Genomic DNA, 21,622 nt, shown 5'->3' with positions numbered 1-21,622 from the left:
TAATCGAGTACGGCCGATTTGTGAACCGGGGCTTTCGCGCTCCGGCGCGCTTCAGCGCTCCGGCGCATGGGCGACCGGAACGGTCGCCGCGGGCGGCTCGATCGCGCGCGGCTCGGCGGACGCGGCGGCCGGCTCCGTCGGGACGAGGCGCCCCGCCAGGCCCTCCCCCGCCCAGGCGCTCAGAAGCTCCCAGGCGACGGCCAGCACCACCGGCCCGACGAAGAGGCCGATGATTCCATGCGCCAGCACGCCGCCGATGACGCCGACGATGATGACCAGCAACGGCGTCGTGAGCCCGCGCGCGATGACGATGGGCTTCAGCACATTGTCCACCAGCGTCACCGTCAACATGCAGCAGGTGAAAAGCAAGGCCGGCAGCGTGTTCATCTCGGTCCAGGCCCAGAGGATAGAGGGCACCACGACCAGCAGCGGCCCGATCTGGACGATGGCCAGCACCAGAATGCACAGCGTCAGCAGGCTCGCGCCGGGCGCGCCGGCGAGCTGCAGGCCGAGCCCGCCGATCGCCGCCTGCAGCAGCGACACGCCGATGACGCCGCGCGAGACGGTGCGAATCGTCGAGCCCGAGAGCTCGACGAAATGCTCGGCGCGCTTCGAGTCGATGCGCGTCACCGCCGATTTGATGGCGCGCACCAGCGCCGGACCGGGCGCGAACATGAAGCCGGCGATGATCACCGACACCAGGAATTTGAAGACTCCTGCGCCGGCGTTCTTCGTGGCGTCCAGCGCGATCTCGCCATAGGGCTTGAGCTGCGGCAGCGCCTGGGCCAGCGCGCTACGCAGATTGGTGGAGGCCAGCTCCCAGAATTCATAGGCCGATGCGCCGATGAAGGGCCAGCTGCGCAATGTCTCGGGCGGCGGCGGCACCCAGACTCCGCCGGCGTCGATGCGATCGGCGAGCCCGCGCAATCCGTCGACGACGCCGAGGCCGAGCCAGGTCGCCGGCCCGATGACGAAGAGCAGGCCCAGAAAAGTGATGGCCGCGGCCGCCAGCCGCCGCCTTCCGCCGAGCCGGATCGTCATCCATTCGAACACGGGATAGAGCGCCACGGCGAGAATGGCGCTCCAAATCACAATGGTGACGAAGGGCTTCACCAGCAGGAACGCCCAATAGGCCAGCGCGCCGAGCGCGCCGAGCCTCACGATCAGATCGATGAGTGTGGCGTTCAGCCGCCTGCGGCCGGACGTTTCGCGCTGGTCCTCGATCACCCGAGCTTTCCCCGATATTTTGTCGCGCCTCGGCTCCCGACGCGCCTCCCCCGCGACAACATAGCGCGGATCGGCAATTGTTTCACGCCCGCGGCTGCGCCGACGCCATTCCCTAGCGCCCCGAGGCCATGGCGAGGCGCGCGACGATCAGCCGGCCGATGAGCCGCAGGGGAAAGCCGCGAAAGCTCGGCGCATCCTGCGGCAGCGGCAGCGCCGAGCGCCGACGCTCGATCTTCGTGCGCATCTCGATCGGCGGCAGAGCGCCCGAATAGCGCAGACGATAGGTCGAGACCCAGAAGCCGGGATCGAATTTCAGGAACATGCCCGTGTCGCAGCAATTGGCGACGACCCTGCGCGTGCGCGAATCCGGCTTCAGCCGATGGTCCTCGAGCAGCTCCTCGCCGGCGAGGCAGCGAAAGCGGTCGTCGCGAAAGGTGAGATAGGGCGTGCCGCCGTCCGGATCGCGCACATGCGGCGCATTCGGCAGCGCCTCGATCCTGCGGCCGCCCTCCTGGCAATCCGTGCAATAGCAGACCGCGCTCACGATCGGCTCGCCGGCGACCTCGCAGCGGACGCGCCCACAGGCGCAGGAAAAAACTCGGGGCGACGACGGCATGATCGAAATCCTCTCGGCAAAAAAAGCAGCCGCATTCTACTATGAGATTGCGCGGCGTCACCCCGCCCGCAGCCGGTCCTTCCTCCATTCGATCGAACGGCGCGCGTGGTCGATCGCCAGCGACGACACGGGGTATCGATCCGGCCCCGCCTCGCCCTCCGCCAGCTTGTTCACGCAATCGGCGACGATCTCGCGAAACTCCTTCTCGATTCGCGCGAGGCCCGCGCCGTCCGCCGCGAGCGCCTCATCGGCTAGGCTCAGCAGGCGGACGACGCGATTCTGATCCTCGACGAGCCGGCGATTGTTCCACAGGCCGATCAGCACGGCGATGAGCGACCCCAAAAGGCTGAGCGGTATGCCGACGATGTAGAAATATTGCTGGAGCGAATCGAAAAAGCTCTGGTCGCCGCTCGCGAGATAGGCGGCGACGCCGGGATGGACGGGGAGCAGCGGGTTCTGCGCGTCCAAATCCGGCGCCTCGATCTGCGCGCCGGCGGGCGAGAGCGCGGCGAGCTTGGCCTTGGTCTTGAAGATCGAGCGGCCGACCGCCCCGGCGACGACATTCAGCATGGAGAAGGGCGCGACCAGCCGATAGGTGACGGCGAGGCCCTTCACTGTATCGCCCGGAACCGGCGGATGCGCCTTGAAGGCGCCGTCGGGAATATCGACCGGTTCGAAACCGGGAAAGCGCTTCACCATGGCGTCGGCCTGATCCATCGGCAGCAGCTCGGGCGCGCCCTTCGTCGCTTTGGCGATCGTCGCGACGACATCGACCGCCTGCCCCGGCCCGATCGGCCCCACCGCCAGCGCCGCCGCCGCGCGGCCCGAGCGCAGCGCCCGGCCGATCTCCTCGAGCGGGAGGACGAGACGCTGCACGCTCGCCGCCGGGACGTCGAAATAGGCGAGGATCTGATCCAGCACGCGCTGATTTTCCGCCTGCAACGGTCCTGCCGGCACAGCGATCGTCTTGCGGGCGAGGCCGGCGGCGTCCTTTATCGCGGAGCCATGCGGCAGCACGATCGCGACAATGTCGCGGCGTAGAATGGCGATGGTCTGGCCATTGGCGGGCGCCGCGACATCGGTGCGCACGACGGCGAGATTGACCTTCTTATCCTCCAGCGCCTTGGCGCTCGCCTCGAGATCGGCGACCGGGACCTCCTCGACCCGAATGAAAGGATGCGTCCCGGAGACGACATGAATGAAGGTCGAGATCGCGCGCTGGGCGGGCGACATGGCCGGTCCCGTGGTGATGCGCAAAGTCGCCCGCGGTGACAGATAATAAAAGAGCGACAGCGCCGCCGCGACGGCAAATAGGAGAACGGCGACCCAGAAGATCGCGCGCGGCGCCTGGCCTTTGGGCATGGGGGCTCCTCCGTCGGGAGGAAATAGGCCGCGGCGCGCCAGCCCCCACCCTCTCGCGCTCTTCCCATCGCCGCCCGCCGGGCATAAATCTGACGCCCATGAGCGACGCGCCCGACCTTCCCGAAACCCTCGACCCCACGGAGGACCGCGAAGAGGATTTCGCGGACGAGGCCGAAGCCGCGGCCCCGGCCGAGCTCGCCGAGGACACGCCCGAGAGCGTCAAGCGCGGCGTCGGCGTCATCAAATCGCATTGGAAGACCGCGCCCAACGGCCCGGGCGTCTATCGCATGATCGCCGAGAACGGCGAGGTGCTCTATGTCGGCAAGGCCAAGAATGTCCGCAAGCGCATAGCGAGCTACACGCGCCTCGCCGGCCATGTGAATCGCATCGCGCGCATGATCTCGGCGACCGCCTCGATGATGTTCATCTCGGTCGAGACCGAGACCGAGGCGCTGCTGCTCGAGACCAATCTCATCAAGCAGATGAAGCCGCGCTTCAATGTGCTGATGCGCGACGACAAGAGCTTTCCCTATATTCTCATCGCGCGCGACCATGATGCGCCGCAGATCGCCAAGCATCGCGGCGCGCGCTCGCGCAAGGGCGATTATTTCGGCCCCTTCGCCAACGCCGGCGCCGTCGGGCGCGCGCTCAATGCGCTGCAACGGGCGTTTCTGCTGCGCTCCTGCACCGATTCCTTCTACGAGAACCGCACGCGGCCCTGCCTGCTCTTTCAGATCAAGCGCTGCGCCGGCCCCTGCACGGGCGAAATCTCGATCGCCGATTATTCCGAGCTGGTGCAGGAGGCGCATGACTTCCTCACCGGCAAGAGCCGCTCGGTGCGCGAGCTGCTCGCCACGGAGATGACCGCGGCGGCCGAGCGCCTCGAATTCGAGCGCGCGGCGCGGCTGCGCGACCGCATCTCGGCGCTGTCGCTGATCCAGGGAACGCAAGGCGTCAATCCGCACAGCGTCGAGGAGGCCGACGTCTTCGCCATCGCCAAGGAGGCCGGGCGCTTCTGCATCGAGGCGTTTTTCTTCCGCGCCTTTCAGAATTGGGGCGACCGCGCCTATTTCCCGCGCGCCGACCAGAGCCTGACCGAGGAGGAGGTGCTCGGCTCCTTCCTCGCGCAATTCTACGGCGAGCATCCGCCGGCGCCGCTGGTGCTGCTCTCCCATATGATCGAGGATCGCGAGCTGTTGACGCAGGCGCTGTCGGACAAGCTCGGCCGCAAGGTGGAGATCGCGACGCCGCAGCGCGGCGAGAAGCGCGAGCTGGTCGACCATGCGCTGACCAACGCCAGGCAGACGCTGACGCGCAAGCTCACCGAGGACGCCAGCCAGGAGAAGCTGCTCGTCGCGCTCGGCGAGATGTTCGGCATGGAGACGCCGCCGCGCCGCGTCGAGGTCTATGACAATTCCCATACCGGCGGAAGCCAAGCGATCGGCGCGATGGTCGTCGCCGGGCCGGCCGGCTTCATGAAGACGCATTACCGCACCTTCAATATAAAGGGCGCCGAGATCACGCCCGGCGACGATTACGCCATGATGCGCGAGGTGCTGGCGCGCCGCTTCGCCCGCATCGCCAAGGACGCCGACAAGGCGGAGCCGGAGGCGCCCGACGCCTTTCCCGCCAAGCCCGACCTCGTGCTCATCGACGGCGGCCGCGGGCAATTCGACGCGGCGCGCTCGGTGGCGAAGGAGATCGGCCTCGAGGGCGTGACCATCGCCTCCATCGCCAAGGGCGCGGACCGCAACGCCGGCCGCGAGATGTTCTTCGTCGAGGGGCGCGAGCCGTTCCGCCTGCCGCCGCATGATCCGGCGCTCTATTTCGTCCAGCGCCTGCGCGACGAGGCGCATCGCTTCGCCATCGGCACGCATCGGGCGCGGCGCAAGAAGGACTTCGCCAAGAATCCGCTGGACGAGATCGCCGGCGTCGGCCCGGCCCGCAAGCGGGCGCTGCTGCTGGCCTTCGGCACCGCCAAGGCGGTGGCCGGCGCCGCCCTCTGCGACCTCGAGAATGTGTCGGGCGTGAACAAGGCGACGGCGCGACTCGTCTTCGACCATTTCCAGCGCGGCGGCTGATCGGCGGCGAGCGTCTAAAATTTGTGCGTGGCGCGGCGACGGCGCCGCCGGCCCGCGCGATCGGCGGAAACGCAGGATTTGCCGAAGTTTCCCGCCGCGGCTCGACCGGTCGGGCGACGGCGCGACGGCGTTGCGCCCGGCCGAGGCTCGTCTCCTCTATTGACAAGCATGGCGCTCGCCATGTTCCTTCCCGGCATGACATCGACGGCCATTCCGCCGCGCCGCGGGCGCGCGCTCTCACTGCCCAATATTCTGACCTATGGCCGGCTCGTCGCCGTGCCCGTGGTCGCGGGCCTGCTGCAATGGCCAGACGAGCATTGGATGCGCTGGACCGCGCTCGGCGTGTTCACCGCCGCCGGCATCACCGATTTCTTCGACGGCTATCTCGCCCGCGCCTGGGCGCAGCAGTCGTCGCTCGGCGCCATGCTCGACCCCATCGCCGACAAGCTGCTGGTCGCCGCCACGCTGCTGATGGTGGTCGCCGACCAGACGATCGCCGGTCCGACGATCTGGGCGGCGCTCATCATCCTCTGCCGCGAGATGCTCGTCTCCGGCCTGCGCGAATATCTCGCCGAGCTGAAAGTGCCGCTGCCGGTGAGCGCCATCGCCAAATGGAAGACGACGCTGCAGCTCTTCGCGCTCGGCTTCTTCATCGCCGGGCCGGCCGGGGAGCTGGTGCTGCCCGGCACGGTGAACATAGGCAGCGTGCTGCTGTGGATCGCCGCGCTGCTGACGCTCTACACCGGCTATGACTATATGAGAGCCGGCTGGGCGCATTTCGGAACGGATGAGGCGCGATGAAGGCCCTTTATTTCGCCTGGGTGCGCGAGCGCGTCGGCCGCGCCGAGGAGGAGCTCTCCCCTCCCCCGGAGGTGGCGACCGTCGGCGAGCTCATCGCCTGGCTGAAGGCCCGCGACGAGAGCTACGCCTACGCTTTCGAGAACGCCGCGATCATTCGCGCCGCGCTGGACAAGACCCATGCGCGCCATGAGACGCCGATCGCCGGAGCGCGCGAGATCGCATTTTTTCCGCCGATGACCGGCGGGTGAGCGGCGGACAGATTAGCCTGAAGGCGCGCATCGAACCCCACGCTCCCATGACCCCTGCCATTCGCATCCAATCCGCGCCCTTCGATCCGGCCCGGGAGGCCGCGCTGATCGAGGACGGACGCCGCGACATCGGCGCGGTCGTCACCTTCACGGGTCTGTGCCGGGACGAGGACGGCGCGCTCGCGGCGCTGGAGCTCGAGCATTATCCGGGCATGGCCGAGGCGGAGATCGCCCGCGCCGCCGAGGAGGCGCTCTCCCGCTGGCCGCTGCAGGCGCTCACCATCATCCATCGCCATGGGCGCATTTTGCCCGGCGAGAGAATCGTGCTCGTCGTCGCCGCCGCGCGCCATCGCGGCGAGGCCTTCGCGGCGGCGGAATTTCTGATGGATTATTTGAAGACCCGCGCTCCCTTCTGGAAGAAGGAGCATCGCACCGACGGCAGCGTCGGCGATTGGGTCGAGGCCAAGGCCAAGGACGACGCCGCCGCCGAACGCTGGAGCAAGTGACTATAGTTTCGTCACCGCCCCATCCGCCGTCGCGACGCGAATGTCGGCGTAGCGGCAGGCGCCGCGGCGGCGCTGGAAGGGCGTGATCGCCAGCAGCCAAATGTGACTGATCGACTTGGCCGGCCCGCCGATATGGGCGGCGTAATCGGCGGCGACGTCGCGCTCCAGCGACCGCCACTCGCCGAGCCCCGCCGCGCCCGAATCGACGACCATATGAGTCTCGACCGCGCTCCAGCCGGCGAGCGGACAGCGGAAGACTTTTCCGGTCGGCAGGCCGGCGCTCCAGAAATAAGTGAGGTCCTGCCCGTCCTCGAATTTCACGCCGATCGAGAGATAGTCGTGGAAGGGCGGCGCATCCTCCGGCTTCGCCGACGGAAGCTGATCGATCTTCCAGCGCCAGCCGAGCTTGGGCCGCGTGGCGAAAGTGAGCGGCAGCGGACGCTCGATGATGGAGGCGGAGCCCGCGCTCTCGCAGACGATCTCGCCATTCGCCTCGCGGCCGAACGCCTCGGCGCCGCCGCCGAGACTGAAAAGATCGTTCCAGCCCTCCGGCAATTTGCGACCCCGTTTCAGTCGCGCGATCTCCGCCGCGACGAGACCGTCCACATCGCCCGATGCGGCGAGGCTCTCGAGGCCGGCGAGCGCCTCGCCCTTCCAGACCAGCGCGACGCCGGCGATCTTCACCTCCTGCTTGCGATACTCCGCCTCGGGCGTCCACAGCCTGCCGTCCGCATCGGCGAATTGCGCGGCGGAGCGGGCGATCTCCAGCGGGCCGTCATGGGCGGCGATCATCGTGCCGGTGTCGACGCCGGGGCTGTAGATCGGCCTTTTGCCACGCGTGCGCGCATGGAAGACCAGGCCCGGCTTGAACCAGAGGTCATAGGGCCGAGCGATCCACATGCGGCCGGTGACGAGAAAGCTGACCTGCTGACCCTTCGCCGCCGCGAGGCCGAGATCGATCCAGGGCAAATCGTCGCCATCGATCTCGAACACACGATAGGAGACGAGCTCGCCCGAATGAGCGCGCGCGATCAGCGCTGCGATGTCACGTTTGAAATCGGCGCTCTCGGCCGCCGCGGCCGGAGCGATGAAAGGCAGAGCGGCGCCCAGCGCGCCCATCTGCAGCATCTCGCGCCGAGACAATCCGGCCGACGCGCGTCCGAGACAATAGAGGCACATGTCCAAAAATCCTCCCCGAGCTCGGGCAAATCCCCCGATGGATCGGCGTTTGTGAGCCGATCGGGAATGCTATCGTCCGGTCGCTGGCGACGCTTGCCAGGACATGCCGAAAACGCCGAACGGTGGCGCGTGAGGGCAGATGCGACAAACCGGCTACACACGCGCGAGCACGCTGGGGCCGATCGCCGAGGTCGTCGGCGGCGCCGGCCGCTCGATCGAGCGCGTGTTTCGCCGCGCGGAGCTGCCGCTCGGCCTGCTCGAAGCGCCAGACACGCTGCTGCCGCTGCGCGATCACTTTCGCCTGCTGGCCGCCTCCTCCCGCGAGCTGGCGGACGAAGCCTTCGCCGCCCGCCTCGGCCGCCGCACGTCGATCGCCGGCCTCGGCGTCTATGGCAAATGGGTGACGCAGGCGCCGACGCTGCTCGAGGCGATCCATCGCGCCGGAACCAGCCTGCCGCATATGCTGCAGAGCGCGACGCGGCTGGTCCTGCGACGACAGGGCGAGGAAGCCGTCTGGTCCTATGAGCTGGACGACCCCGCGACGGAAGGCCGGCCGCAGAACGAGATGCTGGCCGTCTGGTATATGATCGCGCTCGTGCGGCATTTCGCCGGCGCGCGCTGGCTGCCGAGCCGCGTGATGTTCGGCGGCCTGCCGGCGAGCGCGCGACGATCGATCGGCGAGCTGATGGGCGCGGACATCGTGCTCTGCGACGGCCCGGGCGCGATCGTCTTCGATCAGCGGCTGCTGATGACGGTCAATCCGCGACTGGGCGAAGGAGATGGCCTGGGCGCCGACGAGATCGCCCGCATCTTCGACATTCCGGCGCCGGACGATCTTCCCGGCAGGATCGGCGTGCTGATCGAGCTGGAGCTGCTCGGCGGCCGCCCCACGCTCGAGACCGTCGTGCGGCGGGCCGGACTGTCGAAGCGCACGCTGCAACGACGGCTCGGCAGTCTCGGCCTGAGCTACGCCGATCTCCTACGCGACACGCTCCAGCGCCGCGCGATTGGTCTGCTGCGCCGGCCGGAGCTCTCGATCACCGAGATCGCCGCGCAGCTCGGCTATAGCGATCCGGCGCATTTCACCCGCGCCTTCGAGCAATGGAGCGGCCTCGCGCCCAGCCGCTGGCGGGAATCGGCGAGAGCCGCGGAGCGATAGACCAGAGACGAAAAAGGCGGCCCGCGGGGCGCCTTTCTCATTTTCCTCGGATGAGGCTCACTCGGTGTAGGCGAGCGCCGCGGCCGGCAGCTGCCGCTCCACGCCTTTATAGCGATCGGAGCGCTTGCCCATCATCGTCTCGAAGGCCTCATGCACCTCGCTGACCGACTTCGGCTTCATCTTCTTGCCCTGGCGGGCGAAAAAGATCGGCTTATTGGCGCGGGCGGGCCGCGGCAGCAGCTTGGCCGCCGGCGAGTCGGGCGCCTCCTCCACCTTCGCCATGAAGCGCGCGGCGTCGTCCGGCCCCAGGAAGTGGATGAGATAGATCTCGCCCGCCGTCAGCGGCCGGCCGATCCGCTCGGCGATGCGCTCGCCGTCATGCTTCAGCATCTCGGCCGCGAACACCGCGGAGAGATAAGGATCGTTGCGCATGGCGAGGATTTCGGAGCGCTTCTGCGGAGCGACGCGATAGTCGCCGCCGATCGCCTCGGCCGCCGCCTCCTGGCCATAGCTGCGGCCGAACATGCGCACGGCCTTGAACCAGGTCGAATCGATGAACTGGAACAGACCGCTCGCCGAAGAGGTGCTGGCCTTGGCCTTGGGCGCGAAGCTCGACTCCTTGTCGGCGATCGCCATCAGCAGCGCCGGATCGGAGCCCGTGGTGCGGGCGGCCTGCACGACGTGCTCGACAATGGCGCGGGCGACGCGCACCGGGCCGAATTGCAGCACCGCCGGCGCCGCGCCGGCCATGCCGGACTGCGCCTCGTTCGCCGCATCGACGGAGCCGGACCAGGCCTTCACCGCCTCCCCCATCGCCTCTGCCGCATCGGCGTCGAGCGGCTGATCGGTGAGACCGCGATTGGTCAAGAAGAACAAAGGCGGAGGCGCGCGGCGGCTCTGCGCGCCAGCGCGCGAGGCCTCCGACAGTCTGAACCGACCCCAGCCGTCTGGCATAGACAGCAGCGCGGCGACCAGGGCGAAGGCGAGAGCCGTCGCTATGGCGAACGCGCGTAGGAGCATGTGAACGGATCCGTCGGCCCCCGTGAGGGGGCGGTCCGCGTCTGCGCGGTTGAGCACGGGCAGAAAGCGCGACCATTTCGGCGCCGACGCTTCGCCGCGAACGGCAGGAGCTATCGCTTCGAAAGACACTCTGTTTCATTCCTCGCTGTTGTAGGGACGAGACAGAGGCTAGCAACCGCGAGGGGCGAAAAATCGACTGCTCGCGTCACGCGAGCGTCACATTCGGCCGGGGCTCCGTATTTCCCACAAGCCCTTAAAAATGAAGCGATCCGCTCCTCCCGGAGGGCGGCCGTCGATTCGCCCGCCTTATTGGCGCCAAATCGACACAGCCACGCTTCCGATTGAAAAAGCTCGAATTTTTATCGAATGCTCAGAAGCTGGTGAGCTTCGACAGCATATTGCGGATGAAATTGAACTCGGCCCCGGCGGTCGGCGTCGTGCGGCTGATGAAATCGACGACCTTGCCGTCCTTCAGCCCATAGTCGGCGATGCGCTGCACTTTTTTCGATTTGTCGAAATAGACCGAGAGAATGTGCTGGTCGGCGACCTCGGGCGGCAGGAAGGCGAGCTCGCGCTCGATGCGCTGGCTGACATAATACCAGGCGTCGCCGCCGATGGTGGAGGTCGTCGACGGCGTGCCGAGCAGGGCGAGCACCTGCGGCGCCGGCATGCCGACCTTCACCTGCGCGGCCTTGCGCTCCTCGATGACCGCGCCACGGTTAATGACGCCGTCATAGCCGAGGCACCCGGCGAGCGGCGCCGCGAGCAGCGCGAGCGCGGCGAGGCTTTGGGCCTGCCGCGAAACGACGACGAGCGAACCCCGAAACCGCATCTTTTTCTCCGCGCTGAGCCTCGCTGCGAGGCCGACCTCTATCGCGACAATGTTCGAGACGTTGCCTAACTCTCGCTCCGAGCGAAAGCAAGCGGCGACGCCTCCGGCGCAACCCTCAGGCTGGCGTCTGAGCCTCTTCGACCGTATCAATGGCCGGAAAATGGCGAAGCTTCGACCAATGGGCGCGGCGCCCATCTATATTTATACAGCGCTGACCGACGCGGCCGCGTCGGAGAGAAGGAGCGGCGAATGAGCGACGATCTGCAATTGCCCGAAACGCCTTTCTCGCGTCCGCTCGCCGCAGACGAGGTTCCCGAGGACGGGCTGGAGCTCGCCATCGCCGCCGAGGCGAAGGAGCGCGCCGCGCTCGCCGAGGCGGACGGACTGCCGGCGCTGAACCGGCTCGAGGCGAAGCTGCGGGTGACGCACGCCGGGCGCGGCGGGCTGCACGTCACCGGCGCGCTCGAGGCCGATCTGCGCCAGATCTGCGTGGTGACGCTCGAGGCGTTCGACGCGCGCATGGTCGAGACGATCGACATCGCTTTCGCGCCCGAGCCCGCGTCATCCGCGCCGCAGAACGAAGGTCGCCGAGAGCGAGAACGCGGCCGAGAATGGGGCCGAGATTCGGGCCGAGATTCGGGCCGAGAGCGCGTGTCGCGGCGCCGGCGCGAGCCGGAGCCCGAGGAGCCGAAAGAGCCGCGGACGAGCCATATCGCCGATCTCGACGAGGACGCGCCCGACCCGCTCGTCGACGGGCGAATCGATCTCGGCGCGATCGTCGCCGAATTTTTCGCGCTCGCGCTCGACCCCTATCCGCGCAAGCCCGGCGCGTGCTTCGCCCCACCCGTGGAGACGACGGAGGCGGAGGAGCAGGAGCCGGCGCCGACCAGAGCCTCGCCTTTCGCCCATCTGCGCGACGCGCTCGACAAGGATGGCGGAAACTAGGACGAAGCGCGAGCTGCGGCAGGAATTGCTCTTGCGCTGGCGCCGCGCAAATGGCAATTCGTCAGCCGCTGGCGCCTTGGGTCGGCGGCGATCCTGGTCCGTGTCGAAAGATCGCGGAGAAACCGTGGAACGAGCGGACCCTAGCGGTCCCGCTCCGCCGCGTCTTTCGCGCGACCGGCGGCCTCGTGGGACGGAACATTGCTGGCCGCGCGGACTATCGTAATTCGTAACAGGTCGGGAGACGAGGCAGAATGGCGCAGCCCATTCGCATAGCGTTGGACGCCATGGGCGGCGATCATGGTCCGAAGGTCACCATCGCCGGCGCCGCCATCGCTCACGATCGCCACCCCGACAGCAGCTATCTGCTGTTCGGCGACGAGGCCGCGATTCGCGCCGAGCTCGCCGCGCATCCGCGCCTCGCGCGCGTCGCGACGGTTCGCCATTGCGACGTCGCCGTCCGCATGGACGACAAGCCGAGCCAGGCGCTGCGCTCGGGTCGCCGCGTCTCCTCCATGTGGCAGGCGATCGAGGCGGTGAAGAAGAACGAGGCCGATGTCGCCATCTCCGCCGGCAACACCGGCGCGCTGATGGCCATGGCCAAGGTCTGCCTGCGCACAATGGCCAAGATCGAGCGCCCCGCCCTCGCCTGCCTGTGGCCGTCGCCGACGGCGCGCGGCTATTCCATCGTGCTCGACGTCGGCGCCTCGATCGGCGCGGATGCGCGCCATCTCGTCGATCTCGCCGTCATGGGCGCGGCGATGGCGCGCTCGCTGTTCGACCTCGAGCGGCCGAGCGTCGGCCTGCTCAATGTCGGCGTCGAGGAGATCAAGGGCGTCGAGGAGGTCAAGACCGCCTCGCGCCTGCTGAAGGAGGCCGATCTTCCCGATCTCGATTATCACGGCTTCGTCGAGGGCGACGAGATCGGCAAAGGCGTCGTCGACGTCGTCGTCGTCGAGGGCTACTCCGGCAATATCGCGCTGAAGACCGCCGAGGGCACGGCGACGCAGATCACGAATTATCTGCGCGAGGCGATCGGCCGATCCTGGCTGGCCAAGATCGGCTATCTGCTGGCGCGCGGCGCCTTTCGCGAGCTGCGCGACAAGATCGACGTGCGCAACATCAATGGCGGCGTGTTTCTCGGCCTCGAGGGGATCGTCATCAAGAGCCACGGCGGCGCCGATGCGCTGGCCTTCGCCCGCGCCGTCGAGATCGGCTATGAGATGGCGCATCAAGGCCTGCTCTCGAAGATCCGCGACATGCTGGCGGCCAGCCGCCGCGACGATCAGGAAGCCGCTCAGTGACCCTCTCCTCGCGCCCTCTGCGCTCGGTCGTCGTCGGCCTCGGCAGCTATCTGCCGAGCCGCATCCTCACCAATGAGGAGCTCGCCGCCACCGTCGAAACCAGCGACGAATGGATCACGCAGCGCACCGGCATAAAGGAGCGGCGCATCGCCGCGCCGGGCGAGACCACCTCCATGCTCGGCGAGAAGGCCGCGCGCGCCGCTCTGGCGGACGCCGGCCTCGGGCCCGACGACATCGATCTCATCATCGTCGGCACGTCGACTCCCGACTATACGTTTCCCTCGACGGCGACGATGATCCAGGCCGCGCTCGGCGTCACGCACGGCGCCGCCTTCGATCTTCAGGCCGTGTGCTCGGGTTTCGTCTTCGCGCTGGCGACGGCGGAGAAGTTCCTGCGCTCGGGCTCGCATAAGCGCGCGCTGGTCATCGGCGCGGAGACCTTCTCGCGCATTCTCGACTGGAAGGACCGCACGACCTGCGTCTTGTTCGGCGACGGCGCCGGCGCCATCGTGCTCGAGGCGCACGAGAGCGAGGGCTCGCTGGCCGAGCGCGGCATTTTGACGACGCATCTGCGCTCGGACGGGCGCCATCGCGCAAAATTGCATGTCGACGGCGGCCCCTCGTCGACCGGGACGGTCGGCCATTTGCGCATGGAAGGCAAGGAAGTCTTCCGCTTCGCCGTCGGAATGGTAACGGATGTCGTTACGGATGCATTCGCGGCGACGGGCGTCACGGCGGCCGATCTCAGCTGGTTCGTGCCGCATCAGGCCAACCGCCGCATCATCGACATGTCGGCGGCGAAACTTGGCATCGCGCCCGAAAAAGTGGTCGCCACGGTGCATTTGCACGGCAACACCTCGGCCGCCTCCATCCCCCTCGCTTTGTCGGTCGCTCGCGACGACGGCCGCATTCGTCGTGACGATCTCGTGATGCTCGAGGCGGTCGGCGGCGGGTTCACCTGGGGATCGGCGCTCATCCGCTGGTGAGCGGCCCGGCGCATCCGGTCGCGAAAACTGCAACCTGTGCTTGATTTCCTGTGTAGTTTCTGAAAAATAATCAAATTGAGTTTTTCGCTCCTCGCGATATGCGCCCGCGGAGGCCGGTCGCGATCGAACGCGACGAAACTTCTCCCGCGAGCGTTGTCACAAAACAGAAAAAGAAATCCAACCGAGCGATGTTAGTTTTCGTTTTGAATCCATAAGGTCGATCATGTCTCAAAATGTTTCTGAAAAAGCGGCGTCGGCAGTCGAAGAGTTTTCCAGGGAAAACGCCATTTCCAGCAACGCGCCCTCCCCGCAAGCGCATCACACCGTCACACGCGCCGATCTCGCGGACGCCGTGCATCGCCGCATCGGCCTGTCGCGCGCCGAATCGGGCGAGTTCGTCGAGGCCATGCTGTCCGAGGTTTTCGACGCCATCGTCTCCGGCGACGATGTCAAGCTCTCGTCCTTCGGCTCGTTTCACATTCGCGCCAAAGGCGAGCGCGTCGGCCGCAATCCCAAGACGGGCGCCTCGGCGCCGATCACGGCGCGCCGCGTCGTGATGTTCAAAGCGTCGAATGTGCTGCGGGCGCGCATCAACGGACAGCGCGTGACCGAAGAATAGAGGCGCGGCTCGCTTTCGCCCGCCGTTTCGCTTGCGGAGGCGCGGATCGTCGACGTACAAGCGCGCCCATGAGCGAGCCGACGCGCGATCCGACGGACACCCCTATGAGCGAGCGCGCCGGCTCCGCGCAGATGCGCGGCGTGACCGCATCCATGCCCTCCGCCGTCTGGGCGCTGGGCGTCACCTCGCTGTTCATGGATTTCTCCTCCGAGATGATTCATGCGCTCTTGCCGGTCTATCTCGCTGGAACGCTGGGCGTCGCCATCGCCGAGATCGGCTGGATCGAGGGCGCGGCGGAGGCGACGGCGCTGGCGGTGAAAGTCGTCTCCGGCCGCATCTCGGATATGATCGGCCGGCGCAAGGAGCTGGCGCTCTTCGGCTATGGCCTCGCCGCGGCGACAAAGCCGATCTTCCCGCTCGCCAGTGGCGCGGCGGAAGTCATTGCGGCGCGCATGCTCGACCGGCTCGGCAAGGGATTGCGCGGCGCCCCGCGCGACGCGCTGATCGCCGACGTCACCACGCCGGAGCAGCGCGGCGCCGCCTATGGTCTGCGCCAGACGCTCGACACCGTCGGCGCGGTGATCGGTCCGCTGGCGGCGATCGGCCTGATGCTGGCGACCCATGACGACACGCGCTTCGTCTTCTGGATCGCCTGCATTCCGGCGCTCGTCTGCGTGCTGGTGCTCACGATCTTCGTCCATGAGCCGGAGGAGACGCGGCCGCCCGCCTCCGGACGCAAGGCGCTGCTCGCGGGATTTTCCGAGCTGCCGCGCGCCTTCTGGCTGCTGCTCGCTTTCGGCGCGCTGCTCGCGGCGGCGCGCGTCGGCGAGGCGTTTCTGGTGCTGCGGGCGACGGGCGCGGGCCTGCGCATCGCCTTCGCGCCGCTGACGCTGGTCGCAATGTCCTTCGTCGCCATGCTCGCCGCCTATCCGGCGGGCAAGATCGTCGATCGCTGGAGCGAGCGCCGGCTGCTCGTCGCGGCGAGCGTGACGCTGGCGCTGTCGGAGGCCGTGCTCGCGGTCTCGCCGGACATCGCCGTCGTCTTTGCGGGCATAGCGCTGTGGGGCCTGCATATCGCGCTGGCGCAAGTGGCGTTTTCGGCGCTGGTGGCCCGCGCGGCGCCGGCGCATTTGCGCGCCACCGGCTTCGGCGTCTTCGGCCTCGCCAACGCCGTGGCGGTGATCGCCGGCAATGTCGCCTTCGGCGCGCTGGCGGAGACGAGCGGCCAGGGCTTCGCCTATGGCTGCGCCGCGGTCGCCGCGCTGGCGCCGCTGGCGCTGCTCCCCGTCATGGCGCGCGGAGGCGCGGCCCGCCATGGCTAAGGCGCGACAGACCTTCGTCTGCCAGAGCTGCGGCGCGGCGACGACCCGCTGGCAGGGCCGCTGCGAATCCTGCGGCGCGTGGAACAGCATCGTCGAGGAGAATGGCGCGGCCGGCGGCGGCTTCGGCCCCGCGGCGCGCACCGGGCGCGGCCGCCCCTTCGCGCTCGAGGCGCTCGCCGGCGACGCGAGTCCCGCCCCGCGCATCGCCACCGGAATAGAGGAGTTCGACCGCGTGACCGGCGGCGGCTTCGTGCCGGGCTCGGTGGCGCTGCTCGGCGGCGAGCCCGGCATCGGCAAATCGACGCTGCTGATCCAGGCCTGCGCGGCGCTGGCGCGGCGCGGCGAGAGGGTGATCTACATCTCCGGCGAGGAGGCGCCCGCCCAGGTGCGGCTGCGCGCCGAGCGCCTGGGGCTCTCCAGCGCGCCGGTCGAGCTCGCCGGCGCGACTCAGGTCGAGGATATTCTCGCCACCTGCGCCACCGGAAAGCGCGCGGCGCTCATCGTCATCGATTCGATCCAGACGATGCATACGGAGGCGGCCGATTCGGCGCCGGGCACGGTGACGCAGGTGCGCGCCAGCGCCCAGGCGCTGCTGCGCCACGCCAAGCTCAGCGGCACGACGGTGATTCTCGTCGGCCATGTGACCAAGGACGGCCAGGTCGCCGGGCCGCGCGTCGTCGAGCACATGGTCGACGCCGTGCTCTCCTTCGAGGGCGACAGCGCGCATCATTTCCGCATGTTGCGCGCCTCCAAGAACCGATTCGGCGCGACCGGCGAGATCGGCGTCTTCGAGATGACCGGCGCCGGCCTCGCCGAGGTCGCCAATCCGTCCGCGCTTTTTTTGGCCGGCCGCGACGCCGCCGCGCCGGGCGCCGCCGTTCTCGCCGGCATGGAGGGCCAGCGCCCGATGCTGGTCGAGATTCAGGCGCTGGTCGCGCCGACCTCGCTCGGCACGCCGCGCCGCGCCGTCGTCGGCTTCGATTCGAATCGCCTGTCGATGATTCTCGCCGTGCTGGAGGCCCATGCCGGGCTGAAGCTCGGCATGCATGACGTCTATCTCAATGTCGCCGGCGGGCTGCGCGCCGACGAGCCCGCCGCCGATCTCGCCGCCGCCGCCGCCCTCGTCTCCTCGCTGACCGGCGCGACTCTGCCCGCCGAATTGTTGTTTTTCGGCGAAATCGCGCTTTCGGGCGCGGTTCGCCCGGTGATCCACGCCAGCGCGCGCTTGAAGGAGGCCGGCAAGCTCGGCTTCCGCCGCGCCGTCCTGCCCCAGGCCCAGCAGACGACCGACGAGGACAAGAGCGCGGGCGTCGCCCTGTCGCATTGCGGCCATGTCGCCTCGCTCGTCGCCGACATCGCCAAAGATTCGGTCGCCGCGCGCGAGCCCGGCCGCCCGCCGCGGCGCCCCTGAGCCGTCGATTTTTTATTTCGCGCGAATTCTCGCTGCTCGAGCGACTCCATTCGCGCTGCAAGCGCTCTTTCCATTAATACAGAATACGTAGCCGCGACCCCGATGAATACGTATTTACACTTGCCGTTCCGAGCATTGATCACAGAAATGAAGACGTAGACGCAGAATTATCGGTGAAGCGTCGTCTGCGGATGGTTGCAGAAAATTAACCATGCGCAATAATGATTTCATTCAGCGAATCACGCGTTTTTCAAGTTTCCACGAGGCCAAACGATGCAATCTCGGGAATTTGCGGAGACGAGCAGAGAAATCGCCCGCTGGAGTGAACCATTAGTGGCGGATCGAATATTCAGTGTCTATGAGACCTGGTTTCGAGGACGTCGTCAGATGTGGGACGCTCTCGGACGACAGCATTGCCGCATGTGGCGAAGCCTGCTCGAAGGGGAGCCGCTCATGGCGCGGGATGCGCGCGACGACCTCGTGCGGCTCGCCCGGCGCGCCAATATCGAGGAGCGCTCGCTCGAAGCCATAGACGAGACGGTGATGGACGAGCTGTTCCGGGTGATCCTGCGCCGCTGGCAGGGCCGCGACGAGGCCCGCATCCATGGCATGGCGCTGATGATCGCCGCCTCGACGCTGGGCGAGATCCGCCGCGCCGCCTGAGCCCTCTCGCGGCGAAGCGCCTCGCTTCGCCCGAGGCGCTTCGCGCGCCGGATCCGCAGGCTCGGTCCGCGCGCTTCATCCACCGCGCGCCTCTCGCGCCGCGCTTCTCGCAAATGCCGCAATCGCGGGGTTTGTATCCCGCCCATGCCGGGCGGCCTCCGACGCGCGCTTGTGGACAAACGGCGCCGCCCGCGCCGGGACGTGACGAAATTGGGCCGCTCCCTTATACTCGGCGTCGAGATTCCGACGGCGACGACGAACGCGCCGGCCTCGACCTGCGGCGGAGCCCTTCGCGAGCCTCGCCCGAGCGCCGCGCGCGACCCAAGGGATTCACGTTAGAGAAGACGAAACACGAGAGGCCTTGCACATGCCGTCCTATCTCGATCTCGCCGTCACCATTGTGGTGCTGGTCTCGGGCCTGCTCGCGCTGCTGCGCGGCTTCACGCGCGAGGTGCTGGCCATTTTGTCCTGGGTGGCGGCCGCAGCGGCGGCCTATTATTTGCATCCGCTCCTCGTGCCCTATGTCAAACCCTATGTGCCGAAGGACAATATCGCCCTGCTCGCAGCGGCGGCGATCGTCTTCTTCGCCACGCTCGTCGTCGTGTCGCTGTTCACCGTGAAGCTCTCGGACGTCATCCTCGACTCCAAGATCGGCGCGCTGGACCGGACGCTGGGCTTCCTGTTCGGCGCGGCGCGCGGACTGCTGCTCGCCGTGGTTGCCTTTTTGTTCTACGCTTGGCTGGTGCCGGACGCGAGCCAGCCGGAATGGATCAAGAATGCGCGCACCAAGCCGGTGCTGCAGGCCTCCGGCGACAAGCTGCGCGAATATCTGCCCGACGACATCGAGGCGCTCGTCGCCAAGATCAAGACCAAGAAGGCCGGCGTCGGCGCGGAAGAGCCGCCGGCCGAGCTCGACAGCGACAAGCCGGACGCCGAACCCGCGCCCGAAAAGCGCGGCGATCTTACAAATCATCCGTCCGTCGCCACATATGGCGCGAACGACCAGCAAAAGCTCGACGCCCTCGTCTCCGGGCGAAAAGCGCGGTGAACGTGAGCGAATGGGCGTGACGCCCGAGGAGAGAAGCAAATGAGCGGTTCTGACCTGGACGGCGGCGGCGGGCGTCCTTCCATGTCGAGCAACGAGGCCGTGTCGACCGTGTCGGACGATGATCTCGACAGCGACCGGCTCCGCGAATATTGCGGCGTCTTCGGCATATTCGACCATAGCGAGGCGACGGTTCTGACCGCGCTGGGGCTGCATGCGCTGCAGCATCGTGGCCAGGAGGCGGCGGGCATCGTCGCCTTCGACGGCAAGCGCTTCAACTCGGAGCGCCGGCTCGGCCTCGTCGGCGATCATTTCTCCCATGAGAGCACGATCAAGCGCCTGCCGGGCAATTCGGCCATCGGCCATGTCCGCTATGCGACGACCGGCGAGACGATTCTGCGCAATGTCCAGCCGCTGTTCGCCGAACTCAACACCGGCGGCTTCGCCATCGGCCACAATGGCAATCTCACCAACGCCCATACGCTGCGCCGCGATCTGATCGAGGAAGGCGCGATCTTCCAATCGACCTCCGACACGGAGGTGATTCTCCATCTCGTGGCGCGCAGCCGCAAGACGCGGCTCATCGAACGCTTCATCGAGGCGCTGCGCTCGATCGAGGGCGCCTATGCGCTCGTCGTGCTATCGAACAAGAAGCTCATCGGCGCGCGCGATCCGCTCGGCATTCGCCCGCTGGTCATCGGCGAGCTCGACGGCAAATATATACTCGCCTCGGAGACCTGCGCGCTGGACATCATCGGCGCGCGCTTCGTGCGCGATGTCGAGAATGGCGAGGTCGTCATCATTTCGGAGGACGGGCTCGAGAGCGTCAAGCCCTTCCCGCCGCAGCAGATGCGCCCCTGCATCTTCGAATACATCTATTTCGCGCGCCCCGACTCCATCGTCCACGGCCGGCCCGTCTACGAGGTGCGCAAGGCCATGGGCGCCGAGCTGGCCCGCGAGCGGAGGATCGAGGCCGACGTCGTCGTGCCCGTGCCCGATTCGGGCGTGCCCGCGGCGATCGGCTATGCGCGGGAATCGGGCATTCCGTTCGAGCTCGGCATCATCCGCAATCATTATATCGGCCGCACCTTCATCCAGCCCACGCAATCGGTGCGCGAGATCGGCGTGCGGCTGAAGCACAGCGCCAATCGCTCCGTGGTCGCCGGCAAGCGGGTGATCCTCATCGACGATTCGATCGTGCGCGGCACCACTTCGGTGAAGATCGTGCAGATGATGCGCGACGCCGGCGCGCGCGAGGTGCATTTCCTCATCTCGTCGCCGCCGATCACCAATCCCGACTATTACGGCATCGACACGCCGCAAAAGGAGAAGCTGCTCGCCGCGACGCATACGCTCGAGGAGATGCGGCAATATATCGGCTCGGACAGCCTCGCCTTTCTGTCGATCGACGGCATCTACCGCGCCATGGGCGAGGGCAAGCGCGATCCTCTGCGGCCGCAATTCACCGACCATTGCTTCACCGGCGACTATCCGACGACGCTGACCGATGTGACGGAAGAGCGCGTGCGCACGCAGCTGTCGCTGCTGGCGGAGGCGAGCTGAGAAGGGCCGGATTGACGCCTCCGCGGGCTGCGCTATGATATCATTGATATCATCGGAGCATTCCGCATGGCTCAGCTGCTCGTACGCAATCTCCCCGACGACGTGAAGCAGAAGCTTCGGCGCCGCGCGACGGAGCATGGGCGCAGCATGGAGGAAGAGGCGCGCCGCATCATAGAGGCGGCAGTCGGCGGCCAAGCGGCCGAAGACTATGGATGGGCTTCTCGCCTCTCTGCGCAATTCTCCGAATTCGGCTTCTCCGATGACGAAGCGAACGCTTTGGAGCTCCGCGGAGCGGCGCGGCCGGCCGAATTCGAGTGATCCTGCTCGACACGAATGTCGTCTCCGAGCTCGTGAGAGCGAGACCTCATCCCCAGGTCTTGGCTTGGCTCGATCGCCATCCTCTCTCTTCGGTCTGGATATCCTCGATTTCGGTGATGGAGTTGCATTTTGGCTTGGAGCTTCTCGACCCGAGCAGAAAGAAGGCGGAACTCTCCGCAGCGCTCGCCCTGCTGGCGGAAACGACATTCGGCGACCGCATAGCGCCTTTCGACGCAAGGGCGGCGGAAGCGGCCGGACGGCTCGCAGCCTCACGCCGCCGCCGCGGAACGACCGTGGACCACCGCGACACGCAGATCGCCGGCATTGCTCTCGCCCATCGCGCACGGCTCGTGACACGCAATCGGCGCGATTTCGCCGATCTCGATGTCGAGGTGACGAATCCTTGGAATGAGTGAGA

General features: G+C 67.4%; 22 protein-coding genes. 16 read left to right on the top strand and 6 right to left on the bottom strand.

Annotated elements, in window-relative coordinates; all coding sequences use genetic code 11:
- Nucleotides 1-51: 51 nt before the first annotated feature.
- The 3 genes from VIF40_RS09250 to VIF40_RS09240 all read right to left on the bottom strand — a co-directional run bounded on the left by VIF40_RS09250 (nucleotide 52) and on the right by VIF40_RS09240 (nucleotide 3,205).
- Nucleotides 52-1,227 carry an AI-2E family transporter gene (locus tag VIF40_RS09250; protein ID WP_331937233.1) on the bottom strand — a complete coding sequence of 392 codons (1,176 nt, stop codon included), beginning with the start codon at nucleotides 1,225-1,227 and terminating at the stop codon, nucleotides 52-54.
- Between the two features lie 112 nt (nucleotides 1,228-1,339).
- Nucleotides 1,340-1,843 carry a hypothetical protein gene (locus VIF40_RS09245; RefSeq protein ID WP_331937232.1) on the bottom strand — a complete coding sequence of 168 codons (504 nt, stop codon included), beginning with the start codon at nucleotides 1,841-1,843 and terminating at the stop codon, nucleotides 1,340-1,342.
- Nucleotides 1,844-1,900: 57 nt separating this feature from the next.
- Nucleotides 1,901-3,205: a TAXI family TRAP transporter solute-binding subunit gene (locus tag VIF40_RS09240; protein WP_331937231.1), complete on the bottom strand. Its 1,305-nt coding sequence runs from the start codon at nucleotides 3,203-3,205 to the stop codon at nucleotides 1,901-1,903.
- 98 nt (nucleotides 3,206-3,303) lie between these two features.
- Between VIF40_RS09240 and uvrC the strand changes: the two genes are divergently transcribed.
- The 4 genes from uvrC to VIF40_RS09220 all read left to right on the top strand — a co-directional run bounded on the left by uvrC (nucleotide 3,304) and on the right by VIF40_RS09220 (nucleotide 6,841).
- Nucleotides 3,304-5,286, top strand: a complete 1,983-nt coding sequence (gene uvrC / locus VIF40_RS09235; protein WP_331937230.1) for an excinuclease ABC subunit UvrC — start codon at nucleotides 3,304-3,306, stop codon at nucleotides 5,284-5,286.
- Between the two features lie 180 nt (nucleotides 5,287-5,466).
- Complete coding sequence (gene pgsA / locus VIF40_RS09230) at nucleotides 5,467-6,087, top strand: CDP-diacylglycerol--glycerol-3-phosphate 3-phosphatidyltransferase (RefSeq protein ID WP_331937229.1); 621 nt, start codon at nucleotides 5,467-5,469, stop codon at nucleotides 6,085-6,087.
- Nucleotides 6,084-6,335, top strand: coding sequence for a molybdopterin converting factor subunit 1 (gene moaD, locus VIF40_RS09225; protein ID WP_331937228.1), 252 nt, complete (start codon nucleotides 6,084-6,086; stop codon nucleotides 6,333-6,335). The genes pgsA and moaD overlap by 4 nt, the downstream gene beginning before the upstream one ends.
- Nucleotides 6,336-6,382: 47 nt before the next feature.
- A complete protein-coding gene (locus VIF40_RS09220; protein ID WP_331937227.1) occupies nucleotides 6,383-6,841 on the top strand; it encodes a molybdenum cofactor biosynthesis protein MoaE in 459 nt (152 codons plus the stop codon).
- On the opposite strand, the gene VIF40_RS09215 is transcribed toward VIF40_RS09220, so the two are convergent.
- The gene (locus VIF40_RS09215) at nucleotides 6,842-8,020 is read right to left on the bottom strand and encodes a DUF3047 domain-containing protein (RefSeq protein ID WP_331937226.1); all 1,179 of its coding nucleotides are present in this window, start codon (nucleotides 8,018-8,020) and stop codon (nucleotides 6,842-6,844) included.
- 139 nt (nucleotides 8,021-8,159) lie between these two features.
- Here VIF40_RS09215 and VIF40_RS09210 point away from each other — a divergent pair, with 139 nt between their 5' ends.
- Complete coding sequence (locus VIF40_RS09210) at nucleotides 8,160-9,179, top strand: AraC family transcriptional regulator (RefSeq protein WP_331937225.1); 1,020 nt, start codon at nucleotides 8,160-8,162, stop codon at nucleotides 9,177-9,179.
- Between the two features lie 57 nt (nucleotides 9,180-9,236).
- On the opposite strand, the gene VIF40_RS09205 is transcribed toward VIF40_RS09210, so the two are convergent.
- Nucleotides 9,237-10,199, bottom strand: coding sequence for a transglycosylase SLT domain-containing protein (locus VIF40_RS09205; protein ID WP_331937224.1), 963 nt, complete (start codon nucleotides 10,197-10,199; stop codon nucleotides 9,237-9,239).
- A 370-nt stretch (nucleotides 10,200-10,569) separates the two neighbouring features.
- Entirely contained in the window at nucleotides 10,570-11,031 is a 462-nt protein-coding gene (locus tag VIF40_RS09200) for an outer membrane protein assembly factor BamE (RefSeq protein ID WP_331937223.1), read from the bottom strand.
- Nucleotides 11,032-11,280: 249 nt separating this feature from the next.
- Here VIF40_RS09200 and VIF40_RS09195 point away from each other — a divergent pair, with 249 nt between their 5' ends.
- From VIF40_RS09195 to VIF40_RS09145, 11 genes are all read left to right on the top strand, one after another.
- Nucleotides 11,281-11,976, top strand: a complete 696-nt coding sequence (locus tag VIF40_RS09195) for a DUF177 domain-containing protein (RefSeq protein ID WP_331937222.1) — start codon at nucleotides 11,281-11,283, stop codon at nucleotides 11,974-11,976.
- 251 nt (nucleotides 11,977-12,227) lie between these two features.
- The gene (gene plsX / locus VIF40_RS09190; protein ID WP_331937221.1) at nucleotides 12,228-13,277 is read left to right on the top strand and encodes a phosphate acyltransferase PlsX; all 1,050 of its coding nucleotides are present in this window, start codon (nucleotides 12,228-12,230) and stop codon (nucleotides 13,275-13,277) included.
- Complete coding sequence (locus VIF40_RS09185) at nucleotides 13,274-14,263, top strand: beta-ketoacyl-ACP synthase III (RefSeq protein ID WP_331937220.1); 990 nt, start codon at nucleotides 13,274-13,276, stop codon at nucleotides 14,261-14,263. Before plsX ends, VIF40_RS09185 begins: the two co-directional genes overlap by 4 nt.
- Nucleotides 14,264-14,486: 223 nt before the next feature.
- A complete protein-coding gene (locus VIF40_RS09180; protein ID WP_331937219.1) occupies nucleotides 14,487-14,882 on the top strand; it encodes an integration host factor subunit alpha in 396 nt (131 codons plus the stop codon).
- Between the two features lie 104 nt (nucleotides 14,883-14,986).
- Complete coding sequence (locus VIF40_RS09175; RefSeq protein WP_331937218.1) at nucleotides 14,987-16,204, top strand: MFS transporter; 1,218 nt, start codon at nucleotides 14,987-14,989, stop codon at nucleotides 16,202-16,204.
- Nucleotides 16,197-17,615 (top strand): DNA repair protein RadA, encoded by a 1,419-nt coding sequence (gene radA / locus VIF40_RS09170; protein WP_331937217.1) that lies wholly within the window; start codon nucleotides 16,197-16,199, stop codon nucleotides 17,613-17,615. The genes VIF40_RS09175 and radA overlap by 8 nt, the downstream gene beginning before the upstream one ends.
- A 387-nt stretch (nucleotides 17,616-18,002) precedes the next feature.
- Nucleotides 18,003-18,278, top strand: coding sequence for a hypothetical protein (locus tag VIF40_RS09165; RefSeq protein WP_331937216.1), 276 nt, complete (start codon nucleotides 18,003-18,005; stop codon nucleotides 18,276-18,278).
- Between the two features lie 367 nt (nucleotides 18,279-18,645).
- Nucleotides 18,646-19,326, top strand: coding sequence for a CvpA family protein (locus VIF40_RS09160; protein ID WP_331937215.1), 681 nt, complete (start codon nucleotides 18,646-18,648; stop codon nucleotides 19,324-19,326).
- Nucleotides 19,327-19,407: 81 nt separating this feature from the next.
- A complete protein-coding gene (gene purF, locus VIF40_RS09155) occupies nucleotides 19,408-20,886 on the top strand; it encodes an amidophosphoribosyltransferase (RefSeq protein WP_331937291.1) in 1,479 nt (492 codons plus the stop codon).
- 66 nt (nucleotides 20,887-20,952) lie between these two features.
- A complete protein-coding gene (locus VIF40_RS09150; RefSeq protein WP_331937214.1) occupies nucleotides 20,953-21,204 on the top strand; it encodes a FitA-like ribbon-helix-helix domain-containing protein in 252 nt (83 codons plus the stop codon).
- Nucleotides 21,201-21,620: a PIN domain-containing protein gene (locus VIF40_RS09145; RefSeq protein WP_331937213.1), complete on the top strand. Its 420-nt coding sequence runs from the start codon at nucleotides 21,201-21,203 to the stop codon at nucleotides 21,618-21,620. The genes VIF40_RS09150 and VIF40_RS09145 overlap by 4 nt, the downstream gene beginning before the upstream one ends.
- Nucleotides 21,621-21,622 lie beyond the last annotated feature (2 nt).

The organism is Methylosinus sp., assembly GCF_036560965.1.
Classification (GTDB): Bacteria; Pseudomonadota; Alphaproteobacteria; order Rhizobiales; family Beijerinckiaceae; genus Methylosinus.
This window is presented reverse-complemented; position numbering and strand designations above follow the sequence as displayed.